At 63.7% G+C, this 21,145-nt stretch carries 23 protein-coding genes and 1 pseudogene; 9 read left to right on the plus strand and 15 right to left on the minus strand.

The genetic code is table 11. The annotated features are described in order from the left end of the window. Nucleotides 1-65 precede the first annotated feature (65 nt). The 4 genes from GLO27_RS17250 to GLO27_RS17265 are packed head-to-tail and all read left to right on the plus strand — an operon-like array spanning nucleotide 66 to nucleotide 3,488. Nucleotides 66-425, plus strand: a complete 360-nt coding sequence (locus GLO27_RS17250) for a metalloregulator ArsR/SmtB family transcription factor (protein ID WP_167255939.1) — start codon at nucleotides 66-68, stop codon at nucleotides 423-425. Next, nucleotides 422-2,338, plus strand: coding sequence for a cation-translocating P-type ATPase (locus tag GLO27_RS17255; RefSeq protein ID WP_167255940.1), 1,917 nt, complete (start codon nucleotides 422-424; stop codon nucleotides 2,336-2,338). The genes GLO27_RS17250 and GLO27_RS17255 overlap by 4 nt, the downstream gene beginning before the upstream one ends. Next, on the plus strand, nucleotides 2,338-2,946 hold the full coding sequence (locus GLO27_RS17260; protein WP_167255942.1) for a cadmium resistance transporter: 609 nt from the start codon (nucleotides 2,338-2,340) through the stop codon (nucleotides 2,944-2,946). Before GLO27_RS17255 ends, GLO27_RS17260 begins: the two co-directional genes overlap by 1 nt. Then, on the plus strand, nucleotides 2,943-3,488 hold the full coding sequence (locus GLO27_RS17265; RefSeq protein ID WP_167255944.1) for a signal peptidase II: 546 nt from the start codon (nucleotides 2,943-2,945) through the stop codon (nucleotides 3,486-3,488). Before GLO27_RS17260 ends, GLO27_RS17265 begins: the two co-directional genes overlap by 4 nt. Before the next feature lie 637 nt (nucleotides 3,489-4,125). Here GLO27_RS17265 and GLO27_RS17270 read toward each other — a convergent pair. The 6 genes from GLO27_RS17270 to GLO27_RS17295 form a co-directional block, all read right to left on the minus strand. Next, the gene (locus GLO27_RS17270) at nucleotides 4,126-4,971 is read right to left on the minus strand and encodes a F510_1955 family glycosylhydrolase (RefSeq protein ID WP_167255946.1); all 846 of its coding nucleotides are present in this window, start codon (nucleotides 4,969-4,971) and stop codon (nucleotides 4,126-4,128) included. A 139-nt stretch (nucleotides 4,972-5,110) separates the two neighbouring features. Further along, nucleotides 5,111-5,707, minus strand: a complete 597-nt coding sequence (locus tag GLO27_RS17275; protein WP_167255948.1) for a DUF305 domain-containing protein — start codon at nucleotides 5,705-5,707, stop codon at nucleotides 5,111-5,113. Nucleotides 5,708-5,797: 90 nt separating this feature from the next. Continuing rightward, nucleotides 5,798-6,238, minus strand: coding sequence for a DUF6153 family protein (locus GLO27_RS17280; protein WP_167255950.1), 441 nt, complete (start codon nucleotides 6,236-6,238; stop codon nucleotides 5,798-5,800). Between the two features lie 47 nt (nucleotides 6,239-6,285). Continuing rightward, nucleotides 6,286-8,340: a heavy metal translocating P-type ATPase gene (locus tag GLO27_RS17285; RefSeq protein WP_243844932.1), complete on the minus strand. Its 2,055-nt coding sequence runs from the start codon at nucleotides 8,338-8,340 to the stop codon at nucleotides 6,286-6,288. 138 nt (nucleotides 8,341-8,478) lie between these two features. After that, nucleotides 8,479-8,802, minus strand: a complete 324-nt coding sequence (locus GLO27_RS17290) for a heavy metal-associated domain-containing protein (protein ID WP_167255954.1) — start codon at nucleotides 8,800-8,802, stop codon at nucleotides 8,479-8,481. Nucleotides 8,803-8,832: 30 nt separating this feature from the next. Next, nucleotides 8,833-9,114, minus strand: a complete 282-nt coding sequence (locus tag GLO27_RS17295) for a metal-sensitive transcriptional regulator (protein WP_167255956.1) — start codon at nucleotides 9,112-9,114, stop codon at nucleotides 8,833-8,835. Nucleotides 9,115-9,330: 216 nt separating this feature from the next. Here GLO27_RS17295 and GLO27_RS17300 point away from each other — a divergent pair, with 216 nt between their 5' ends. Next, a complete protein-coding gene (locus GLO27_RS17300; RefSeq protein WP_167255958.1) occupies nucleotides 9,331-9,732 on the plus strand; it encodes a four-helix bundle copper-binding protein in 402 nt (133 codons plus the stop codon). Then, nucleotides 9,729-10,247: a DUF305 domain-containing protein gene (locus GLO27_RS17305; protein ID WP_243844855.1), complete on the plus strand. Its 519-nt coding sequence runs from the start codon at nucleotides 9,729-9,731 to the stop codon at nucleotides 10,245-10,247. Before GLO27_RS17300 ends, GLO27_RS17305 begins: the two co-directional genes overlap by 4 nt. A gap of 248 nt (nucleotides 10,248-10,495) precedes the next feature. Here the strand turns inward: GLO27_RS17305 and GLO27_RS17310 are convergent, their stop codons facing one another. From GLO27_RS17310 to GLO27_RS17325, 5 genes and pseudogenes are all read right to left on the minus strand, one after another. After that, nucleotides 10,496-11,305 (minus strand): AAA family ATPase, encoded by an 810-nt coding sequence (locus tag GLO27_RS17310; protein WP_167255960.1) that lies wholly within the window; start codon nucleotides 11,303-11,305, stop codon nucleotides 10,496-10,498. A gap of 199 nt (nucleotides 11,306-11,504) precedes the next feature. Further along, a pseudogene (locus GLO27_RS19925) lies at nucleotides 11,505-12,203 on the minus strand (DDE-type integrase/transposase/recombinase); the annotation flags it as partial. Next, entirely contained in the window at nucleotides 12,139-12,732 is a 594-nt protein-coding gene (locus GLO27_RS19930; protein WP_315071177.1) for a helix-turn-helix domain-containing protein, read from the minus strand. The pseudogene GLO27_RS19925 and the gene GLO27_RS19930, both read right to left, overlap by 65 nt. After that, on the minus strand, nucleotides 12,647-13,243 hold the full coding sequence (locus GLO27_RS17320; protein ID WP_060921759.1) for a recombinase family protein: 597 nt from the start codon (nucleotides 13,241-13,243) through the stop codon (nucleotides 12,647-12,649). Before GLO27_RS17320 ends, GLO27_RS19930 begins: the two co-directional genes overlap by 86 nt. Before the next feature lie 185 nt (nucleotides 13,244-13,428). Next, entirely contained in the window at nucleotides 13,429-13,833 is a 405-nt protein-coding gene (locus GLO27_RS17325; RefSeq protein WP_082750004.1) for a heavy metal-responsive transcriptional regulator, read from the minus strand. A gap of 54 nt (nucleotides 13,834-13,887) precedes the next feature. Here GLO27_RS17325 and GLO27_RS17330 point away from each other — a divergent pair, with 54 nt between their 5' ends. The 3 genes from GLO27_RS17330 to GLO27_RS17340 all read left to right on the plus strand — a co-directional run bounded on the left by GLO27_RS17330 (nucleotide 13,888) and on the right by GLO27_RS17340 (nucleotide 16,282). Beyond that, a complete protein-coding gene (locus GLO27_RS17330; RefSeq protein WP_060921760.1) occupies nucleotides 13,888-14,202 on the plus strand; it encodes a hypothetical protein in 315 nt (104 codons plus the stop codon). Then, complete coding sequence (locus GLO27_RS17335) at nucleotides 14,199-15,548, plus strand: NAD(P)/FAD-dependent oxidoreductase (protein ID WP_082750005.1); 1,350 nt, start codon at nucleotides 14,199-14,201, stop codon at nucleotides 15,546-15,548. Before GLO27_RS17330 ends, GLO27_RS17335 begins: the two co-directional genes overlap by 4 nt. Before the next feature lie 158 nt (nucleotides 15,549-15,706). Continuing rightward, entirely contained in the window at nucleotides 15,707-16,282 is a 576-nt protein-coding gene (locus GLO27_RS17340; RefSeq protein WP_167255962.1) for a recombinase family protein, read from the plus strand. A 63-nt stretch (nucleotides 16,283-16,345) separates the two neighbouring features. Here GLO27_RS17340 and GLO27_RS17345 read toward each other — a convergent pair whose 3' ends face one another. The 4 genes from GLO27_RS17345 to GLO27_RS17360 form a co-directional block, all read right to left on the minus strand. Beyond that, nucleotides 16,346-18,025, minus strand: coding sequence for a DUF262 domain-containing protein (locus tag GLO27_RS17345; protein WP_167255964.1), 1,680 nt, complete (start codon nucleotides 18,023-18,025; stop codon nucleotides 16,346-16,348). A gap of 69 nt (nucleotides 18,026-18,094) precedes the next feature. Then, nucleotides 18,095-19,210 carry a hypothetical protein gene (locus tag GLO27_RS17350; RefSeq protein WP_167255972.1) on the minus strand — a complete coding sequence of 372 codons (1,116 nt, stop codon included), beginning with the start codon at nucleotides 19,208-19,210 and terminating at the stop codon, nucleotides 18,095-18,097. Next, on the minus strand, nucleotides 19,207-20,133 hold the full coding sequence (locus tag GLO27_RS17355; RefSeq protein ID WP_167255973.1) for a site-specific DNA-methyltransferase: 927 nt from the start codon (nucleotides 20,131-20,133) through the stop codon (nucleotides 19,207-19,209). The genes GLO27_RS17350 and GLO27_RS17355 overlap by 4 nt, the downstream gene beginning before the upstream one ends. 148 nt (nucleotides 20,134-20,281) lie before the next feature. Next, nucleotides 20,282-21,037, minus strand: coding sequence for a hypothetical protein (locus tag GLO27_RS17360; protein ID WP_167255975.1), 756 nt, complete (start codon nucleotides 21,035-21,037; stop codon nucleotides 20,282-20,284). Between the last annotated feature and the right edge of the window lie 108 nt (nucleotides 21,038-21,145).

Below are 21,145 nucleotides of genomic sequence, written 5' to 3' on the forward strand. Positions count from 1 at the left end.
TGCCCCGAGGCATATTAGGTGGACCGCGTAGGCAATAGGTCAGTAGTCACTGTATAGTTCAGCTTATGCTGACTATTGCTTCTCGTCTCGATGTCATGAATCGGCTCGGCCGCGCCATGGCTGATCCTACGCGCTCTCGGATTCTCATGACTCTGCTCGGCGGCCCGAGCTACCCGGCAGTCCTCTCGCGCGAGTTAGAGCTGACGCGGTCCAACGTGTCGAACCATCTCACCTGCCTGCGCGACTGCGGGATCGTTGTCGCCGAGCCTGAGGGCCGGCAGACCCGTTACGAGATCGCCGACCCTCATCTCGCCGCAGCCCTCATTGCACTTGTGGATGTGACGCTGGCTGTTGACGAGCACGCGCCGTGCGTGGACTCGGCCTGCACGGTGCCGGGCTGCTGCGGAGCGGGGGCTGACGCGTGAGCGCGGCGTGCGGGTGCGAGCACGAGCCTGCCACCACTGCGGCAGAGGAACACGAAGAGGCTGAGCGGCCCTGGTGGAGGGACCGCGGGATCATGGTGCCGGTCTTTTCCGGCGTTGCGTTCCTGACCGGTCTGATCTTCGAGTGGTCCGGCCTCGAGATCCCGGCGCTCGCGCTGTTTTGGATCGGCTTACTGCTGGGCGCGTCGACGTTCACCCCTGGCGCGATTCGGAAACTGTTCAAAGGCAAGCTCGGCATCGGTCTGCTGATGACAATCAGTGCCATCGGTGCAATCATCCTCGGTTACGTGGAGGAGGCTGCAGCTCTGGCGTTCCTGTACTCGATCGCTGAGGCGCTCGAGGACAAGGCGATGGACCGCGCCCGCGGCGGGCTGCGTGCACTGTTGAAGCTCGTACCGGAGACAGCAACCGTGCTGCAGGGCGGCGCCGCTGTGCAGGTGCCGGCGCGAGAGCTGATGGTTGGCCAGGTCATGGTGGTCCGCCCCGGCGAGCGGATCGCGACCGATGGGATCGTGCGTTCTGGTCGCTCCAGCCTGGACACATCGGCGATCACCGGGGAATCGATCCCTGTCGAGGTCGAGCCCGGCGATGCGGTGTCGGCCGGCGCGATCAACAGCGCCGGCGCGCTGGAGGTCGAGACGACCGCTGCCGGCATCGACAACTCGCTCACGACGATCGTCGAGTTGGTAGAGAAAGCGCAGACCGAGAAGGGCGAGCGTGCTCGTCTGGCGGACAGGATCGCCCGCCCGCTCGTGCCCGGCGTTCTGATCCTCGCGGCGCTCGTCGCTATTATCGGGTCGCTGCTGGGAGATCCAGAGGTGTGGATCACTCGGGCGCTCGTTGTGCTGGTCGCGGCCAGCCCGTGTGCGCTCGCAATCTCGGTGCCGCTGACGGTCGTCGCCGCGATCGGTGCGGCGAGCAAGTTCGGTGTGATCATCAAGTCCGGTGCCGTTTTCGAGCGCTTCGGCACCATACGGCACGTTGCCGTCGACAAGACCGGCACCCTCACCCGCAACGAGCCCGCGGTCACCGCCGTCCTGACCACCGGTGGTGTAACGGAGGCTCAGGCGGTGGCCTGGGCTGCGGCGTTGGAGCAGCACAGCACGCATCCTCTCGCGTCTGCGATCACCGCCGCCGCCCCGGGTACTCCGGCAGCTGCAGATGTGACCGAGCAGGCCGGGCACGGCATCGATGGCACCGTCGACGGATCGAGAATCACCGTCGGCAGCCCCCGCTGGCTGAACGCCGGCGAACTCGTGGAGCCGGTCGCGGGGCTCGAAGAGCAAGGCATGACCGTGGTGATCGTGCATCGTGACGGGTCACCGGTCGCAGCGATCGGCGTCCGCGATGAGCTGCGCCCCGAAGTCCCCGACGTTGTCCGGACCCTCACCGGTCAAGGCATCGGCGTAACGATGCTCACCGGCGACAACGCCCGCACCGCCCGTGCACTGGCTGCGCAGGCCGGGATCAGCGAGGTGCGAGCCGAACTGCGCCCCGAAGACAAGGCGGCCGCGATCGGGGAGCTGTCGAAGGCGGGGCCGGTCGCGATGATCGGCGACGGCATCAACGACGCCCCGGCCCTCGCTGGCGCGGACATCGGTATTGCGATGGGCGCGACCGGCTCCGACGCGGCGATCGAATCCGCCGACGTCGCCTTCACCGGACATGATCTGCGCCTCATCCCGCGGGCATTTGATCACGCCCGCCGCGGTCGACGGATCATCAACCAGAACATCATCCTGTCGCTGCTGATCATCACCGCACTGCTCCCGCTCGCACTCTTCGGCGTCCTGGGGCTCGCGGCCGTCGTCCTGGTCCACGAGGTCGCCGAGGTCATCGTGATCCTCAACGGCCTACGTGCCGCCCGCACCCGCACACCACGGTTGGAGGGCTGATGCTCGCCACCATCGGATCAGCGATCGGCTTGTTCGCGGCAACCAACATTGACGACATCGTCGTGCTCACCGTGCTGTTCCTTGCCTCCAGCCGAGGCAAACCCCGACCGTGGCAAATCGTCGCAGGCCAATACCTCGGGTTCATCACCCTCGTCCTGATCAGCGTGATCGCCGCGCTCGGACTCACGATCGTCCCGGACGAATGGGTCGGCTTCCTCGGTCTGATCCCGCTCGGCATCGGCATCTGGACGCTCGTCCGCGGCCTCCGTCGCAACGGCGATGACGATGACGACGACGCCAAGATCACCGCGGTCGGACTGTGGGGTGTAGCGGGGATCACGATCGCCAACGGGGCGGACAACATCTCCCTGTACACGCCGATCTTCCGCACCAGCGCGCCGGGCGACGTCGCCGTCATGATCGTCGTGTTCCTCATCCTGGTCGCGGTCTGGTGCGCCGCCGGACGGCTGATCGGCACCAACAAGGCAGTCACTGAGGGACTGGAACGTATCGAGCACTGGCTCGTTCCGGCCGTGTTCATTGGTCTGGGCCTGTTTATCCTGATCGAATCGGGCGTCATCGTCCGCCTGATTGAGGTCCTCGCATGACGTCGTCCGGGGCAGAGGCTCAGTCGTCCGCTGCGCGAAAGTTGCCGTCGGCGCGGCGCTGGCGGCTCACTGGTGGAGCGCTCCTGATCGCGCTGGTCGTCGTTCTGATCGATCAGGGGACGAAAATATGGGCCGAAGCTACCCTCTCGGAGCGCGAGCGCATCCCGGTGGTGGGCGACCTGCTCGGCCTGCAACTCGCGTATAACCCCGGGGCGGCATTCTCCTTTGGGGAGGGCTTTACCTGGGTGTTCGCGCTGATCGCTGTCGCCGCTGCCGTCACAGCAATCGTTTTCGCGTTCCGAATTCAACGGCCGGGATGGGCGATCATCATCGGCGCGCTCGGTGGGGCCGCAGCCTCACACGCAGGCGACCGCCTGTTTCGGGACCCTGGATTCGCCCGCGGACACGTCGTGGACTTCCTCGCTTACGGAAACTGGTTCATCGGGAACATCGCCGACATCGTGATGTTCACCGCTGCGATCACCGGAGCACTCCTCATGACCCGCGCCGGCGATGTGACCACAGGGTCAGATCCCTTGTGAGGTGGTAGAACACTCATCAACTTGCTCACTACATCGGCGCTATCGCCTTCGGAGCGACCGTAGGGCCGAAAACGCGGCAAGCCGCTCCGACCCTTGAGCACTCGATCGCACCGGCACTGATGCCGCTGTTGTTCGCCACTTTCCTGCGTCCGACGACGCCGATGGTGGGGACGATGGACCAGAGGGTGTTGCCCCATAGCTATCGAGATCCATCCGTGCCTCCCGGGGGCTCGCGGAGCACGAGTGCGAGTCCGATGATCACGAGGATGAGCGCTGTTTCGTAGCTTCCGAGCGTGTACACCCACAGTGACCGTTGTTCGGGGGCAGTTGTGTCGATGAGGAAATGGATCGCGGTCAGTGCAAGGGCGGCAAGGAGAATGAAGGCTCCTAGCCGGACGAGTCGATAGTGATGTCGGTAAGGTGTCGGCCGACTGGTGCGCATAGGCGACCGGGCGGTTGCGCTTGGCTCGCGGGGGTGGATGGGATGCCGGTGGATCATGTGAACGTGGCTCCGATGAGGTAGAAGCTCGCGAGGGCGACTAGCACGGCGAGAATCGTGGCGCACGCGATGAAGACGGGCATGCGGCGGAAGGGGTTGCGGCGCGGGGTCATGGTCGGCCGTTCTATAGGTGTTGCCCTATCGGGCGGGCGCGAGGACGGTTGTGTCGTCGGGCGTGATCTGAACGATCCCGCGATCGTCAACCACGACGAAAAGGTCGTCATCGAGGACGGTGAAGGCCTGCGCGGCCCCTTGGAGAGCGTCGAGGCGCTCCCAGGTTCCCTCCGTGTTCTGTGACCAGAGGGCACCGTCCGTTCCGATTCCCGCGAGCGAGCCGTCGGGCCGCGAGTCGAGGGTATAGAGCAAGGGGGCGTCTGCGACCGGGGTGAAGCTGACACCGTTGTCGGTACTGACCAGCAGCCCTTCTTCGGCGGCCGCGTAGAGGCCGTCGTTGGTGGCGGCGAGGTCTGCTGCGGCGAGTGTGGCGCCGCGGGTCCATTCCTGGCCGTCGTCGGTGCTGACGAGCAGGTCCACACTGTCGGAGGCGATGCCGTAAAGGGTGCCGTTTGGTCCGGCGGTGAGGACATGGAAATCGGTGGTGCCGTTGAGGGCGATTGGCGACCATGTTTCGCCGAAGTCGTCGCTGCGGATGACGCCCAGGTTCGGGGCGCCGAGCTCGGCCGGTGTTTGGGTGCCGGGGTGTCCGGAGGCGAAGAGGGCGTCGTCGAGGACGGTGAAGCCCATCGCGTCGAAGTCGTGCCCTCCGATGGGTCCGCTTATCGTGCCAGCGGGTGTGAGGGTGAAGATTCCTGCGTGGGTGGCTACGAAGAGGTTGTCCCCACGTGGATCTGCGGCGACGCCGTGAATGTGTTCGATGACGGGGGGAACTGCGTTGATGCCGGTGGCTTGTGGTGCGGCGCATCCGGTGAGGACGACGGCTGCGAGAGCGATCGCGAGAGCGGGTAGGGGTGAGTAGCGGTTCATGAAGCTCCGACGTGAGAAAGCAGGCGAGTGCGCGGGTACGTCACGGGATGAGAACCAGCGGGGTCACGGGCGTGCGGGTGTGAGTTGTGAGGGCAGAACCAGAGTGGGGGCGGGAGAGAGTCCCGCCCCCGTCTGTGGATTAGAGCGTGGCGAGGAGGTCTTCCATCGTGGCGATCTCGGTGGTTTGTGCCTCGATGATCGTTTCGGCCAGGGCGACCGCGTCGCTGTTCTGACCGTTGTCGACTTCTTCTTGGGCCATTTTGACGGCACCCTGATGGTGCTGGATCATCTGCTCGAGGTACAAGCGGCTGGCGTCGGGCCCGGTGGCATCTTCGAGGGCCTGCATGTCGTCGTCGGACATCATGCCGCCGCCGTGGTCCATGCCTTCCATGTCGGAGGTGTCAGCGCCCCATTCTTCGAGCCACTTGTCCATCGTCTGGATTTCGGGGCCCTGAGCGGCCTTGATCTCTTCCGCGAGGGCGGCGACGCGGTCGTCGACGCCGTCCTTGCTGAGGAGCATGTCAGACATCTCGATGGCCTGAGCGTGGTGCTCTTTCATCATGCTGGCGAACGTGATGTCGGCGTCATTGGCGTCCGCGGACGCCGGGGCGGAGCTGCTGCTCTCGTGATTCATACCGGGCATATCGCCGCCGCCGGAGGTGTTTCCAGCGCAGCCGGCAAGGGCGAGCACAGCAGTGAGGGTAAGTGCGGCGGTCGCCGCAAAACGGGTCTTCATGAGGGGTTCTCTCCAAGAGTCGATGACGGCGCCCAGCGAGACCAGGCTGGGCGAAGGGGCGTTGCCCGCAGAACGCGGGCACGTCAGCCATCAGGTGCGACTGATACAGAGAACGGTGAGAGACGGCGGCCGCAGCGGATACAGCGCGCCGCGAAACGCAAAGCGTGAAAGGAGCGTGCCAGGGTTTTCGGTGAGTGCACGCCACCAGGTGGATGGTCGCGCGACCAGCACGACGGCGATCAGGAGCGCGAGAACGCAGGCCATCCACGCCATGCCGTGATCGTCAGAGCACGTCGCACAACCTGCCTCATCCACCGCTGCGGCTTCGTCTGAGGCGTGTGCGGGGTGAGCGTCGGCTTGCGCGGGTGCGACGGCGATGGTCTCACTGTGCCCGGAGGGCATGGTGTGCGTGTTCATCGAGTGCATCGCCAAGAGCCCGAAGATCACGGACAGGGCGACGGCGACGACGGTGAGAAGGGTGCGGGTGAGGGTGCGCTGGTCATTCACGCGCCGTGCGATCGAGATCAACACCGTCTCACCTCCCTTTCCTCCAGCGTACGTTGCCGCCGCGCATGGGCCTACTTGTTGACGACGGTGTCCGGGCTGAGATTCAGCCGCCGCAGCAGCTGCGCGTTCAACGCAACAACAATCGTGGACAGCGACATCAGCACCGCGCCCACAGACATCGGCAGCACGAAACCCACGGGGGCGAGCACGCCGGCGGCGAGGGGCACGGAGAGGAGGTTGTAGCCGGCGGCCCACCAGAGGTTCTGCTTCATCTTCCGGTAACTGGCCCGCGATAGTTCGATCACCGACAGCACCGATCGGGGGTCGTCGCTGGCGAGGATGACACCGGCCGAAGCGATCGCGACATCTGTGCCCGCACCGATTGCAATCCCCACGTCCGCCTGGGCGAGGGCAGGGGCGTCGTTCACGCCGTCTCCGACCATCGCAACCTTGCGGCCTTCACTCTGTAGATCTTTCACCTTCGAGGCCTTGTCCTCTGGCCGCACCCCGGCGAAGTATCGGTCGATGCCCAGCTCGCCCGCCACGGACGCGGCGACCGCGTCGGCATCACCGGTGATCATCACCACCTGCACGCCCCGCTCATGAAGGGTCTCGACCGCGTGACGCGACTCAGAACGGATCTCATCCGCCAGGCGCAGCGCACCCGCAACCTGCCCGTCGACGAGCACGTGAAGGATGATCGCACCCTCCTCCCGCCACTCATCGGCAACCGACAGCTCCTGCGCGTGTTCCTGCTCGAGCATGTACGGGCCACCCACCTGCACGACACGTCCGTCAACACGGGCACGCACCCCAACGGCGGGGGAGGACTCGAAATCGGACGAGCGCGGAACGGTGAGGTTCTTCTCTTTCGCCGCGTTGACGATCGCACGGGCGAGGGGGTGCTCGGAGTCCGCTTCCGCGGCCGCCGCCCACGCCAGCAGCTGATCGGCGTCGGCCCCCGTCACGGGATCGATCGCGGTCACGGCGGGGGCGCCCTTGGTGAGGGTGCCGGTCTTGTCGAACAAGACCGTGTCGACGGTGCGCATGCTCTCCAGGGCGAGACGATCCTTGATCAGCACGCCCCCACGGGCAGCGCGCTCGGTCGCGATCGACACGACAAGCGGGATCGCCAAGCCGAGAGCGTGCGGGCAGGCGATTACCAGCACCGTGATCGTGCGAATCACCGCAGCGTCAGGCTGGCCAACAAGAGTCCAGACGAGCGCGGTGATCGCGGCAGCACCGAGCGCGAACCAGAACAGCCACCCCGCCGCCTTATCCGCGAGCCGCTGCGCCCGCGACGATGAACTCTGCGCCTCCGTCACCAGCTTCTGGATACCCGCGAGAGCCGTGTCTTCACCGATAGCGGTGATCTCCACCCGCACCCCGGAATCGGTGGCGACCGTGCCAGCAATCACCGGGTCGCCGTCGCTGCGGCGCACCGGGCGGGACTCTCCGGTGATCATCGACTCATCCATGCTGGCCGAGCCCTGCACGATCCGCCCGTCAGCAGGAACCCGCCCGCCCGGGCGCACCACCACCACATCACCCACCTGCAGATCAGACGGTGCGACCGTAACAGTGGTGTCTCCGTCGACCTTCTCCGCCTCATCGGGCAACAGCGCGGCGAGAGAGTCCAACGCCGAGGTCGTCTGTGCGAGGGAGCGCATCTCGATCCAGTGGCCGAGCAGCATGATCACGACCAGCAGCGCCAACTCCCACCAGAAATCCAGCTCGTGGTGCAGCACACCCAGGCTCGCACCCCACGACGCGAGGAACGCCACGGTGATCGCAAGGGCGATCAGCAACATCATCCCGGGCTTACGTGCACGGAGCTCACTCACCGCGCCGGTGAGGAACGGTGCGCCGCCCCACACGTACATGACCGTTCCGAGAACCGGTGAGACCCACCCGACCCAGGCGGCGTCCGGCAGGGGGTACCCGAGCAGCATCGAGAACATCATCGAGAACCCGACCACCGGCACGGCGAGGAGCAGCATGATCCAGAACAGGCGCCGGAACTGCCCCACATGATCCCCGTGGCCACCATGCCTGCCGTGGCTGGCGTGATCTTCGTGGCCGCCGTGCCCGGTGTCTTCGTGCGGTGCAGCGTGATCGTGGCTCATCGCCCCATGGTCGTGCTCCGTCGCGGCCGCCGCCGTGTGATTGCGGTGCGCGGTGTGATCTGTGTGTTCGTCGTGCTGGCTCATCGGGGACTCCTTGTTCGGATGCGCCCGGGTAAGCCGGACGCCGTCAGATGCGACTCAGACGCCGCTGGTCGCGAGAGCGTAGCCGGCCTCCTCCACCGCAGCCTTCACAGCAGCGGGGTCAACCGGGGCGGTGCTGCGGATGGTCACCCGGGAGGTGCCACCCGCGTTCAGATCCACGGTGACGGACTCGACACCGTCGACAGCGCCGAGCTCCTCACTGACGCTCGACGCGCAATGCGAGCACGTCATCCCGTCGACGAGCACCTCCGATGTGACCGCAGAATCGTCGCGCACGGCTGTCTCTATGTTCGATGGGGCAGCGCAGCATGCGCAGCCAGCGTTCGCATCCGTCAGTCCCAGCTCGATGCGATCAGTCATGGTGTTCTCCTTCACTAAACAGACGTGTGGTCATGAACGAACCAGGCGGGCGATGGCTTCGTTGGCCTCACGAACCTTCTCCGCTGCGAAGTTGCCCCCCTCAGCACTTCCCTGAGCGACGCAGTGACTCAGATGATCGCTAAGCAACGACAACGCCACCGTCTCTAGGGCCTTCGTCGCCGCAGAGACCTGCGTAAGGATGTCGATGCAGTACTTGTCCTCATCAACCATCCGGGAGATCCCCCGCACCTGGCCTTCGACGCGATTCAACCGCTTGCGCAGGTCGTCCTTGCTTCCGTCGTACCCGTTCACGCCTCGAGTATACCCCCTGGGGGTATCTAACTCAATGGTTTCGTTTCTGTTCCCGCTAGGCGAACGTGGTCGCCGACTCTGTTCAGCTCACAAGCTGACCTGCGCCGCGCGGCGGCGTATCGGTACCGGGTTACCAGACCCCAGCGGGGTATTCAAGGGCCTCACTGCGCGGGCGATGCGAGCGTACCTTTCGTGGTTCACGAAAGGATTTCACTCATGACAGTCACCGAAGAAATGCTCCGCACATACCCGAAAGATCTGGGCGAAATCGATCACACGAAGCTCGTCGACTGCATCGACGCGTGTCTCGAATGCGCGCAAGCCTGCACCGCGTGCGCCGACGCCTGCCTCAGCGAGGACATGGTTGCTGACCTGACCAAGTGCATCCGCACGAACCAGGACTGTGCAGACCTCTGCGCGACCACTGCCCGTATCCTCTCCCGACACACCGGGCACGACGCTAGCCTCACCCGCGCCGCCCTCGAAGCATCTCGAACGGCCTGCTCGAGCTGTGCCAACGAGTGTGAACAGCACACCATGCATGAGCACTGCACGATCTGCGCTGAGGCATGCCGACGCTGCGAACAGGCGTGCGTTGCACTACTGGAGTCGCTATGACAAGCCAGCACACCGACAACGGTTCACGCCCGCCGGCCGGCCACTCCCAGGGGAATAATCAGGGCGGGATGTCGAGCTACCTTAAGCTCGCCATCTCGCTATCGCTCAGCTTCATTGTGATGTACTTCCTCACGTTCGCGATGATCAACGTTCTGGACGATCTCTTCCTCAACGTCAGCAACCTCTACATGGCACTGATGATGGTCTTCCCAATGGGCATCATCATGGTCATCGTCATGTGGAAGATGTTCCCGAACAAAGCCGCGAATATCAGCTTGCTCGTCGGTTTCGCCGCGCTTTTCCTTGCCGCCTTCTTCATGGGACGCTCGGAAGCGTTCGTCGGTAACGACCAGTTCCTCCGTTCCATGATCCCGCATCACTCCCGAGCGATTCTGGTGTGTGAGCAATCAGACATCAGCGACCCGGAGATCCAAGATCTCTGTGAGCAGATCATCTCGTCACAGCAGGAAGAGATCGACCAGATGAATGAGATTCTCGACCGTCTCGACGATTAGTGGGGCGTCGGCACCACCCTTGCGACGAGTGGACCGGCTACCGCTCTCATGACGAGCGGACCGGACCACCGCCGTCGACAGGGTCCGGGTCGATCAGGCAACCCTATGCCTCAGCCTTGCGCGAGAGCTGCCGAAAACGATCGTTTTCGGTGGACTGGTCGTTGACGCCGACCAGGTGCGCGACACGCCGTGAGTCGATCTGTGGAGTTGATCGCTCGGTGGCGGTGTTCTGTGATCGCTTGGCGGCGTTAGTTGCCGATGACGAGGATGCTAGCTGCGGCTTCGATGACGTCGTCGGTGATGGTCTCAAGCCCGTTGATCTTCAGCACTCGGGCGATCTGAGGGAAGAGCCGTTCAAGGAGAGGAAAGTTGCCACGGGTGATGCGTTCGATCGCAGCTATCGCCTGCGCGTCGGTGAAGTCCTCTGGGTCGAGTTGCTGTCCTAGGTGTTTCCAGTGGCGGTCGAGGACGAAGAGGAGTTCTTCTCGGCCGAGGGTTCGGTAGTGGTGGGAGAAGCCGAGTCGGCTGTAGAGCTGTGGGTAGTGGCGGAACCGTTGGTCGATGCCGGGCATGCCAATGAGGATCATAGAGAGGTGTTCACGGTCGTGGCGGTCGCGGAGCAGCTCGAGCGCAGTCGGTGTGAGCCTTTCGGCTTCGTCGATGATGAGCAGATCCACGAGGTGAGACATGCCGATCGGCGTGGTGGTCGGTTCGGTCTCACGCGAGCGGAGGTGTTCGTCGGCGCAGATCTCGACCTTTGCCTGCCAGCGGTCGATGTCGTGCATGAGATCTTTGGGTCTGCAGAGGACCTCGGGTGTGTAGAAGACAGTCCGGGATCGGTTGGCGAGGGCGTAGTGCTTGGCGTCGTGCTCGCCGCGAGGTCCCCACTTGTTGATGTAGGGCTCCAGAGCGTCCCAGTTTGCGTAGCGGCGGGCGGAGTTGGTCTTGCCGACGCCGGCGTCGCCGTGGCAGATGCCGATGGTTTTCTCTTTGCGGACGGCGTTCGCGAATTCGGTGAAGCGTCGGTGCTCTTTGGTGACGATGAATGGCTGGTTCATCGCGTGGCTCGTCGCGGGTGACGGCGGTGAGGATGCGGTCGTTGATGGTGTGTCGGAGTGCGCGGCGGCGGGCTCGGCGGGCGGTTTCGATGTCGCGGAGGCTGAGGCGGAGATTGGGGTGGGCTTCGTCGACGGCGATGCAGACGAATGTGTCGCGGTCGTACACGCGGATCTCGGAGATGTCGCGCGGGTCGTAGCGGATTGTGATCGTGTGCCCGACGAAGGGGGCGAGTGTCGGAGCGAGGTAGCGCTGGCCCTGGAAGTGAATGCCGTCGCGCTGCACGACCCGGTTCTTGGGGACCGTGAGCAGGAGGCCGTCGAGTTGTTCCAGACTGTCGGGCATTCGCGGAAGCCAGCCGTTCGCGACCCACGCGTCCCGAGGCGATACTCCGAGCTCCCGGTGCGGGCGTGCGTTGTACATCCCGATGAACCCGCCGATCGCCTGGTCGAGGGCGGCCAGATCTAGAGCGGGGTGAGGATTCCTGTCGCCTGGTCTGAGGTGCCCGGGGAGAGTGGAGAGAAGCTCTGTGTTGATGGTGCGGAAGAAGCGTTCGATCTTGCCGCGGCCTTGGGGCCGAGCCACGGTGGAGTGGATGATCCGGATGCGCAGCTCGATGGCGGTGCGTTCGAGGTGATGGCTGGTAAAGTCGGAGCCGTGGTCGACGTGGAGCACGTCGGGTATTCCACACATGGCCCACGCGGGGTCGGTCTTGCGCCAGATCGCCTGCCTGAGCGCGAGGGCCGTGTTCATCGCTGATGGTGCACCGGTGAAGACGGTGTATCCGCAGATCGCGCGTGAGTGGTCGTCGATCACGATCGTGAGCCAGGGTCGATCAGATTTGCCGCCTACGGCACTGGTGATGAGGATGTCGAGTTCGGTGTGATCGGCCTGCCAGATCTGGTTGGGCCCGTCGGCTCGGCGCCGGTATACGAGCTCGTATCGATCGCGATACGCAATGGGTCCATCCAACGCGAGCGTTACCAGTGCCGGGTCGAGGGACTGCACGATATCTCTGACAGTGGCGTAGCTGGGCACCAACCAGGCCTTGCCGCTCCGCTTCGGTACTCGCAAGGCGGTGCAGCGTCGCGATCGCTGGCCTCGGCCTGGTCAACGCGAGGTGCTCGATGAATCTGACCAATTCGCCCCCCGTGCGACGAATGCCGGCGTCGGCTCTCGGTTGAGGGTCGAGTGCAGTGATGCCGTGGTCTCGGTAGAGCTGGTGCCAGCGTTGGAGCGTACGCAGGCCAATCCCGGTTTCTCGGGAGAGAGCGGTGAGAGGTATCTGGTCCTCGACGTGTAGTCGAAGAATTCGCCACCGCTCCCCGCCGCTCATCACATCGCTAGATGGTGATGCTCTCGCGGCTGGCGAGGGCTTGCTGGTGGCGGTAGAGCGTGGCGCGACTCCACCCGACGAGCCGTGCTGCATCTTCGGCGGTGCGACCTTTCGCTCGGGCGTCGGCGGCGATCGCGAGCTTGTCGGCGATTACCGCTGGGTCCGAGAGTGGACGACCGAAGCGAGTGCCGCTCTGCCTGGCGGCGGCGATCCCAGCATTTACCCGCTCGACAATCAGTTCACGCTCGTACTCCGCGAGCGTGGCGAGCATGTTCAGCATCAACCGGCCCGTCGATGTCGCTGGATCTATCCCATCCGAGACAGAACGCACATGGATGCCCCGCTCGCGCAGCAGGTTTACGGTGTTCAGCACGTCGATGAGGGAGCGGCCGAGGCGGTCCACGCGCCAGACGACGACGGTGTCACCGGCTTCTGCGTGCTCGAGGAGTTTTTTCATCCCACGACGCTCGATCGCGGTCTTGCTCCCGGAGGTGACATCGGCGAACACGTCGCGCTTCTGAACACCAGCGGCGACGAGTGCGTCGAGCTGCAGCTGCGCATCCTGGCTCGATGTGCTCACGCGGGTGTATCCAAGAAGTCTCACTCGGCCATTGTGCCTCACAAACCCCGCCGCGTCATCGCGCTGAGACACTTTCCGGTGAGACGCATTGTTGAGACAGACGCTGACCGAGGATCACACGGATCAGCGATCACACAGCCGGGATCCGGCCGATGTCTCGAAAAGCTGTAGCTTTTCGAGATGCCCTGCTGGTGCGTACAACGACGGGTTTACGGTAGCAGCCGCGGGATGACGTTGCAGATGCTGCGCTCCGAGCACGTCGCTGGGTCGACGGCCGAACTGGTGGTGAGCATGTCGACGAGTTCTGTTTCGAGACGGGCGAGTTCTTGTTGACGGACCCTGACTTCATTGAGTTTGCCATCGAGCAGCGAGTGCACGTGCGAGCAGGGCGCCTGCCCGTCTTCCCGGAGAGTGAGGACTCCGGCGATGTCGGCCAGCGTCAATCCGGCAGATTGAGCGGCGCGAATGAATCCGACGCGGGAAGCGACCTCATCGTCATAGACCCGGTATCCATTGCTTTGTCGACTCGGTGCAGAAAGTAGCCCTTCGCGTTCGTAGAAACGAAGGGTCTGGGTGCTGACTCCCGTGGTGGCGGCGAGGTCTCCAATGCGCATACCCCCATTTCACCACTTGACCTTGTACCGGGCTGCAACGTTTACGGTCGATGCATGCAGATCACGTTGCAGTACTTCGATGGGTGCCCGAACTGGGAGACGGCCGCGGATCGCCTCACGGTGATCGCCGCGGAACGATCCGACGTCACGGTGAGCCGGCAGCTCATCGAGACGCAGGAGGAAGCGGAAGCTCTCGACTTCCGCGGGTCCCCGACTCTCCTGGCCGACGGTGTGCCGCTGTTTCCCGCGCCAGAAGCTCCGCCCGGCCTGTCGTGCCGGGTGTATTTGACACCGGCAGGTCTTGCCGGGTCGCCCACGACAGAGCAGATCCGGGACGCCATCAGGACCGTCGAAGCGGGTATCCGGTGAGTGACGCGTTCGATCTGCTGGTCATCGGTGCAGGCATGGCGGGCACGTCCGCTGCGAACAAGTGTGCGGCGCAGGGCTGGCGGGTCGGGATTGTCGACGCGTTGCCCTACGGCGGTACCTGCGCGCTCCGGGGATGCGACCCGAAAAAGATCCTCCGCCGCGGCGCCGAAATCGTCGATGCCGCCCGGCTGATGAACGACACCGGCATTACAGAAGGCGGCCTCCGTGTCGACTGGCCGGCCCTGATGCGGCGCAAGCGCGGCTTCACCGACGGTGTCCCGAAAGGCATGGAAGACGAACTCACCGGCAACGGTGCCACCACTTTTCACGGCCACGCCGAGTTCACTGGCCCGAACACCCTCACCATCGATGGCACTACCCACCACGCCGACCGCTTCCTCATCGCCACCGGGGCCACCCCGAGGCCGTTGACGTTCCCCGGTGCGGCACACCTCATCGACAGCACCCAATTCCTCGACCTCGATGCTCTACCGCAGCGGATCGTGTTCATCGGCGGCGGCTTCATCTCGTTCGAGTTCGCGCACATCGCCGCCCGCGCCGGCGCGCAGTGCACGATCATCGACCACGGCCCGCGACCCCTGCGCGAGTTCGACCCCGACCTGGTGGAGTTGCTGACCTCCCGCACCGAGCAAGCCGGCATCCACGTCTACCGAAACACCAACGTCACCGCCATCGAGGCCGCCCCCGCCGGGTTCCAGATCAGCATCAACACCCACGGCACGACCACCCGTCTTGACGCGGACCTCGTCGTTCATGGAGCAGGTCGCGTCCCCGCCCTCGATGGCCTCCATTTGGACGCTGCCGGTATTGCCGGCAGCCTACGTGGAGTCACCGTCGCCGGGCACCTGCAAAGCACCACCAACCCCGCCGTCTATGCCGCAGGAGACGCCGCCGACACCGCGGGACGTCCCCTGACTCCGGTGGCCGTGTTTGAGGGGAAAGTCGCCGCGTCGAACATGCTCAAAGGAACCACCACAGCACCCGACTACACCGGGGTCCCCACGACCGTGTTCACCATCCCGGAGCTGAACCGGGTCGGCCTCCTCGAAGAAGAAGCCGCCACAAGCCACAACACCGCCGTTCGCTTCACTGACACCAGCAACTGGTACTCCACCTACCGGGTCGCCGAAACCACCGCCGCCGCGAAGATCATCATCGATACCGACACCGATCAGATCCTTGGCGCGCACCTGCTCGGCCCCGGCTACTCCGAACTGATCAACACCTTCGGCATCGCCATCAAACTGGGTCTCACCACCCGGCAACTCAAATCCACCACCGCCACCTACCCCTCCCTCGGCTCCGACCTCGGCTCCCTACTCTGACCAACTAACACACAGAGCCGACTACCTCTGCTTTCCGTCAGTCGCCGGCCAGCCACACCCGTCACTAAGCGATCACAAAACACCGCCAAAAAGCGACAATGTCCACACCCCCTGCCGAAACCGAAACCCGCCGTAACTTCGGCGGTACCGTTTTCGGCATGACACATGAAGTCGGATACGCCCGCGTCTCGAAGCGGGAGCAGAACCCCGAGGCGCAGGAGGCCGAGCTGCGCGCCGCCGGCTGCGAACGAGTGTTCGTCGACCATGGCGAGTCCAGCCGCGTCACTGACCGCCCGCAGTGGCTCGCCTGTCTGGATTACCTCCGGCCAGGGGACACTCTCAAGGTCCGCCGACTCGATCGCCTCGCCGGGAGTGAGCGCATCCTTATCGAGACGCTGCAAGACCTCGACGCCCGGGAAGTGAACATTGTCAGTCTCACCGAGCCCTTGATCGACACGACAACCCCGATGGGGCGCGCGCTCTACGGCATCGTCGCCGTTTTCGCCCAGCTCCGCGTCGACACCATCCGTGACAACACGCAGCGCGGCCTCGACTACGCGCGCAGCCAAGGCCGCGTCGGCGGCCGCCCGAGCGTCATGACGCCCGAAAGAATCATCACGGCCGAGCGGATGCGCGCCGAGGCACAGAGTTGGGAGAGTATCGGTCGCGTGCTCGGAGTCGGACCCTCGAGCGTGAGGCGCGCTCTCGCCAGTAGTGTCTCAGGAGCTGAATAGACCCCCGTGAATCGACTGGATGCGATCGCTCATCCGGCGTTCCGTCCACCGGCTGCCGTATGCTCAGACTTTCCAGATCTGAGCCGCAGCCTTCGCCATAAGCCGCTGCCGCTCGTCGATCTCAACCGGTGTCCACTCTTCAGCATCTGCAATCCATTTGGTGAAGTAGTAGCTGGAAGCGGCGAAGGAAGCCTTCTTCGCCGCGAACTCATCACTCTGGTTTCTTGAGTTGTCGTCGGCGAGGATCAGCGCTTGGTTGCCTAGACGCGTCTTGAAGGCGTTGGCCTCAACGTCCGTGCCAAACTGCGGCCAGTTATTCATAGGCTTGCGCGGCAAGACGTGCTCAAGGTTTACGACGGCAGGATCGTCGATCGGCGTCCACCAAGGGTCGTCTGCACCCTCGCGTCCATCTTCGAGAGACCGGAGGTAGTAGCGCGCGATTTTCCCGTTGATCACCTTCGCCGTGCCGAACCTCTCCTCAAACTGGCTGTCCATCGGAATAATGTCGTTCAGCGCTCGCTTGAGCGCGGCGGCCGTCGTGATCTCCCCGGTGTAAACCTTCGCGGCGGCTGAGCCAAACGTAGTTTCCATCGAGCCGGACCTGGTTCCGCCGACTATAGACAGACGAACCCCGAGGCTCACCAGCATCCGAAGAGCCGTATCGCACTCTCTGGTAGGCATGCGCGATGCGACAGCGAGTACCAGCGGTCGCATCGGCTTGATATCAAACATCGACAACACTTGGATTGCTTGTCGCGCGGTCTTCGCGTGCGCGTTCCACGCCTCGTGTTCGGGGTTTTGAATCGCCACATACGTGCCTGCCAGCACCTCCAAATCGTTGGCGAAGCTCATAACTTGATGAGGCGAACGAACGGTCGACTCGACCTTCTTGTAGAGGTCGGCTTCCCTCACCAGCGCGTTCTTGACGGTGAGACTGTGCCGCAGAAAGTCGATCAGCGCATCCTCATCAGAGAGGGCCTCAAGTGTGCCGCGGATCAGAGACCACTTGGTGGCCGCTTCCTCCAGGCGGTCACCCGCACGGCCGTAAAGATAGTTCTTGACTAGGTCGGCCTGGGAGACACGCAGCCCGCGATCGTTCAGAGTCTCAAACATCCGGTAGGCGTTGGCGTCGTCAGAGACGATGAGGAGAACCACCTTTGCCTTCTCCTCAAGGAACGTCACCCACCGGTCGATGTGATCGCCATGGTTGGCCTCGTCGAGGGTGGCAACGATCTTCCGTACTTGCGCCTTCGCAAGTCTCGACGATTCAGCGATGAGCTCGTGCGAAGGCTTGGTGGGCTTCGGACGCGGGTGTTCGTCAGTGATGACCGCTTTGAAGAAGTTGTTATCGATGGAGTTCAGCGTGAGGCGGGGCACCCTTTCGAGTTGCTTGCGGTCGACGGTGAACAGGAACTCATTTCGGAGGGCTTGCTCGAGCATCTCGACCTTGCCCTGGAGATGATTAGCCATCGCATGGATGAGGAGGGCGGTAGTGGCAAGCCGCTGCTGGCCGTCCACGACCTCAAGATGAGGCCCTCTCCTGATCGTGACAACCGTGCCAAGGAAGTAAGACGAATCTCCTTCAGTGATTGCTCGCGCGATGTCTTGGAACAGTCGCTCAATGTGCCCCTCCTCCCAGGCGTACTCGCGCTGGTTAGTCGGCACGACGAGACGGTGTCGTTTCAGAACGGAGGCAATCCCGAGCTGCTCAAACTCAATCTGACCATCGCTTGGTTCCGCCACGTTAGATCCTCATCACTTGTCAGTAGATAGACCAGGCTCGGCTTGGGCCGCGCCTGACGCCTCAGATCTTCATACCACCGGCTCTGCCGGTGCGGTGCCGATGAGCGATGGGAAGGGGCTGACTCCCAACATCTCCGGAAGCGTAGCCAGAGTGAAGACGCGCCCGTCGGTATCACGGATGACCGGACCGATCGTGTCATTCACTCGGGTCCACCCGAGACCAGCAAGAACTGCCAGGAGCGGGACGCCTCCCAACCGTGCCGACTCGGCCCGCAATCGTTCGAATCTCAGCGCTTTATCTCTCGCAGTCCCGCCGTCGTTGACGAGCTTGCACTCGAGCATGCCGCGCAACGCTCCGGCGCTGTCGTAGACAACAAAGTCGGGGGCGGGGGCGACTTTGATCTCGAATCGGGCGGCGATCTCAGCTTGATTGTGGCTGCCGGTGCGAATGTGCGGGATGCCGTTCTCGGTAAACAGGTCTTCAACGGCATCCTCGAGCAGATTGCCTCGCTGGGTCGACGTGGCGTCCAAGAGTTGACGGAATGATCCGCCGTAGTGACGTTGATGCAGGAACGCATCGAACGGGACTCCCTCGCGCGCAAAGGCTTCGACGCCGGACCAACCGTTCTCGGTATCGAATTTGTCCTGCTTGGTCTTCAGATCACCGGGTGGGTCGCCAAAGAGCGAACCGTCCATGACTTTCGTGATGGTCATCGCGATCAGCTCGGCCTGCTGCGCCGTGACGGCGGTGCCGTTGCGCTCCATCGAGTCCACTTTCCCTGCACTGATGCTCGAAACCCCGGTCGACTCAGCGAGAAGTTTGGTGGACTGCGCAAATTCCTTGCCTATGAGGCCGAGTATCGTGCGGAACACGAGCAGCGTGCGCGGGTCATCCATGATCGCCTTGGCCAGATTTTCCTCCGACACATCCGTGAATCTGCTGGTGGCAGCGCTAGCAGAGGCGTAGGCAGCCTGAAAAGTGGGAAGTTCGTAGAACGGCGCAGAGTGAATGTAGGCGAAGTCTGGTGAGAGGTGGGGCACGTAAAGTTCGCGCGCTACGCGGGCGAAGATCGCTTGGTGCTGTCCCGTACCGTGTTTTTCGCTGATCAGCCGAATCTGCGCTACACGTTGATCCCACGTCGCTGCGCCGACGATGTTGTCGACGGTCTGATCAACCGAACTCATGCGCTGAAGCCGACCGCGTGTCCAGGGATGTCATCAGCTATGTCTGCGGCAATCCGGCGTCGGGCTTCAATAGCGAACTCTTCATGCAATTCAACGCCTCCCGCTTGGCGGCCATGTCGGCGTGCCACGACGGAGGTCGTGCCTCCGCCAGCGAACGGGTCGATTACTACGCCTCCCTCGGGCGAGAGCGCTTTGATGAAGAACTCTGCGAGTCCTTCGGGCATTGGAGCGGTGTGTGCGACACCACGATGCTGGTTGTAGGTCTGGCTGACGGCGATGACGTTTCCCGGGTCTGCCCCACCATGCCGGTAGGTGGTAACCCGGTCTCGTCCGAATCCTGCCTCGGTGGTGCGCCGACCATTGGTGTCGAGCTTCCGACGTGCGATCTCATCGGCTGTGGTCTTGTAGGGGACGCGGACCGCATCTAGATCGAAGTATGGCTTCTGGCCGCGAGCGAAGTGGAAGACGTGCTCGAAGGCGTCCTTCGTCCGTGGCCCAAACTTGCCCGGGATCGCGTTGGGTTTCTGCCAGATGTACTCTTCGACCCACCGCCATCCCATGTTCTGCAGTGCGAGGACAAGTTGAAAGACGTAAGGGTGCCGCTGTCCGCGCAGGGGACCGCTTTTTGCGACGCGGTTCTTGATGTTGATCACGAGCGACCCCGTGTCCGAGGTTGCGTCGTACATCGCGCGTGCGTACGGGAGGAACCACTCCACATATCGATCTGGATGGATCCGGCTGTAAGCCCGCTGATCTGCGTACGGCGGCGAGGTGAAGAACAGATCCACGCTCTTAGGAGGCAGCTGCGGAAGCCACGCGGTGGAGTCGCCCCAAGTGACGCCCTCAGCAATCAGCTGTCGGAGGGTCTCGGCCGGCTCAGATGGGGGCGCCGGCATCCTGCCAGGTACAGCGTGAAGATGCATGTCATGAGGCTACCGAAGGCTACCCGCACCGCTTTGCCGCCTCACCGTCTCTCCGCGGACAAAGCCTGGTGGCAAGGCGCCTACGCGGCGCACCGGGCGCTGCGCGTCTTGGTCCGCGGCGGCCGAGGAGCCGTACCGTTACCCGAACCTAGCGTCGTGCTGGCGGGATAATCGGGGAGACCGGTGCCGCATTCTGCCAGAGCACCTCGTGCGTCTCTCGCAAATCCCGAGTGGCTTCTTCTGACAGTTCGATCACCACTGTGGTCTTGGTGCCGCCGAGCGAGGCGCCAAGCATGAATCCAGCGCCGCTAGCGGGGAGTGCGTATCGGTCATGAATGCCCGCTGAGATCCGAACTTGAAGTTCCGGCTGCTGTCCGGCCGAGATTGCTAATAGCGTCTCTCGATCGCCCTGCTCATCGCGGTCCCTGACCAGTCGTGAGCCGGTGAGGACACGGGAGACGGTTCCCACTCGTTGAAGCACTTCGAGGTCGACGGCAGCAAGGTAAGGATCGACGAATAGAACGCTGTTCAAACCGGCCAGCGCACTGAGAATGCCGGCGTACATGAGCGGTTCGCTAGGTACGCCGATGATCGTGCGAGGCTCGTGATTTTGGCTCCGATCCGCCGCCTCTAGGCGTGCTGTGTCCGTGTGATTTAGCAACCGCTGGGCGCGCTCTGTAGGCCGGTTGACGCCACGTTCAGCGGTGGCAAGACCCAGCTCGCGCAAATCCGAGGCGATGTACTGAAAGCCAACGAAGCCCGAGAGCGGGAATGATCGCAACATGGCTGACCTCGTTCCTTGGTTGGCGGCTGTCGCGAGCTCCGCATCGCTGGCCTCACCGACTGCAACGAGAAATCGAAGGGCAGCTTCGGCCGCGGGCTCGAGAGAAGAGAACAATGTCACGGCGACAGCCTCCCATGTGCTTCAAGTCGGCGTGCCCACCAGCGCACTCACTGTCCAGCGCGCCTGACGTAGGTGCCCCTCTCCTGACCACGCGACGGCGCCGGCGTT

It is taken from the genome of Microbacterium sp. Be9, from assembly GCF_011754135.1.
Lineage (GTDB): Bacteria > Actinomycetota > Actinomycetes > Actinomycetales > Microbacteriaceae > Microbacterium > Microbacterium maritypicum_A.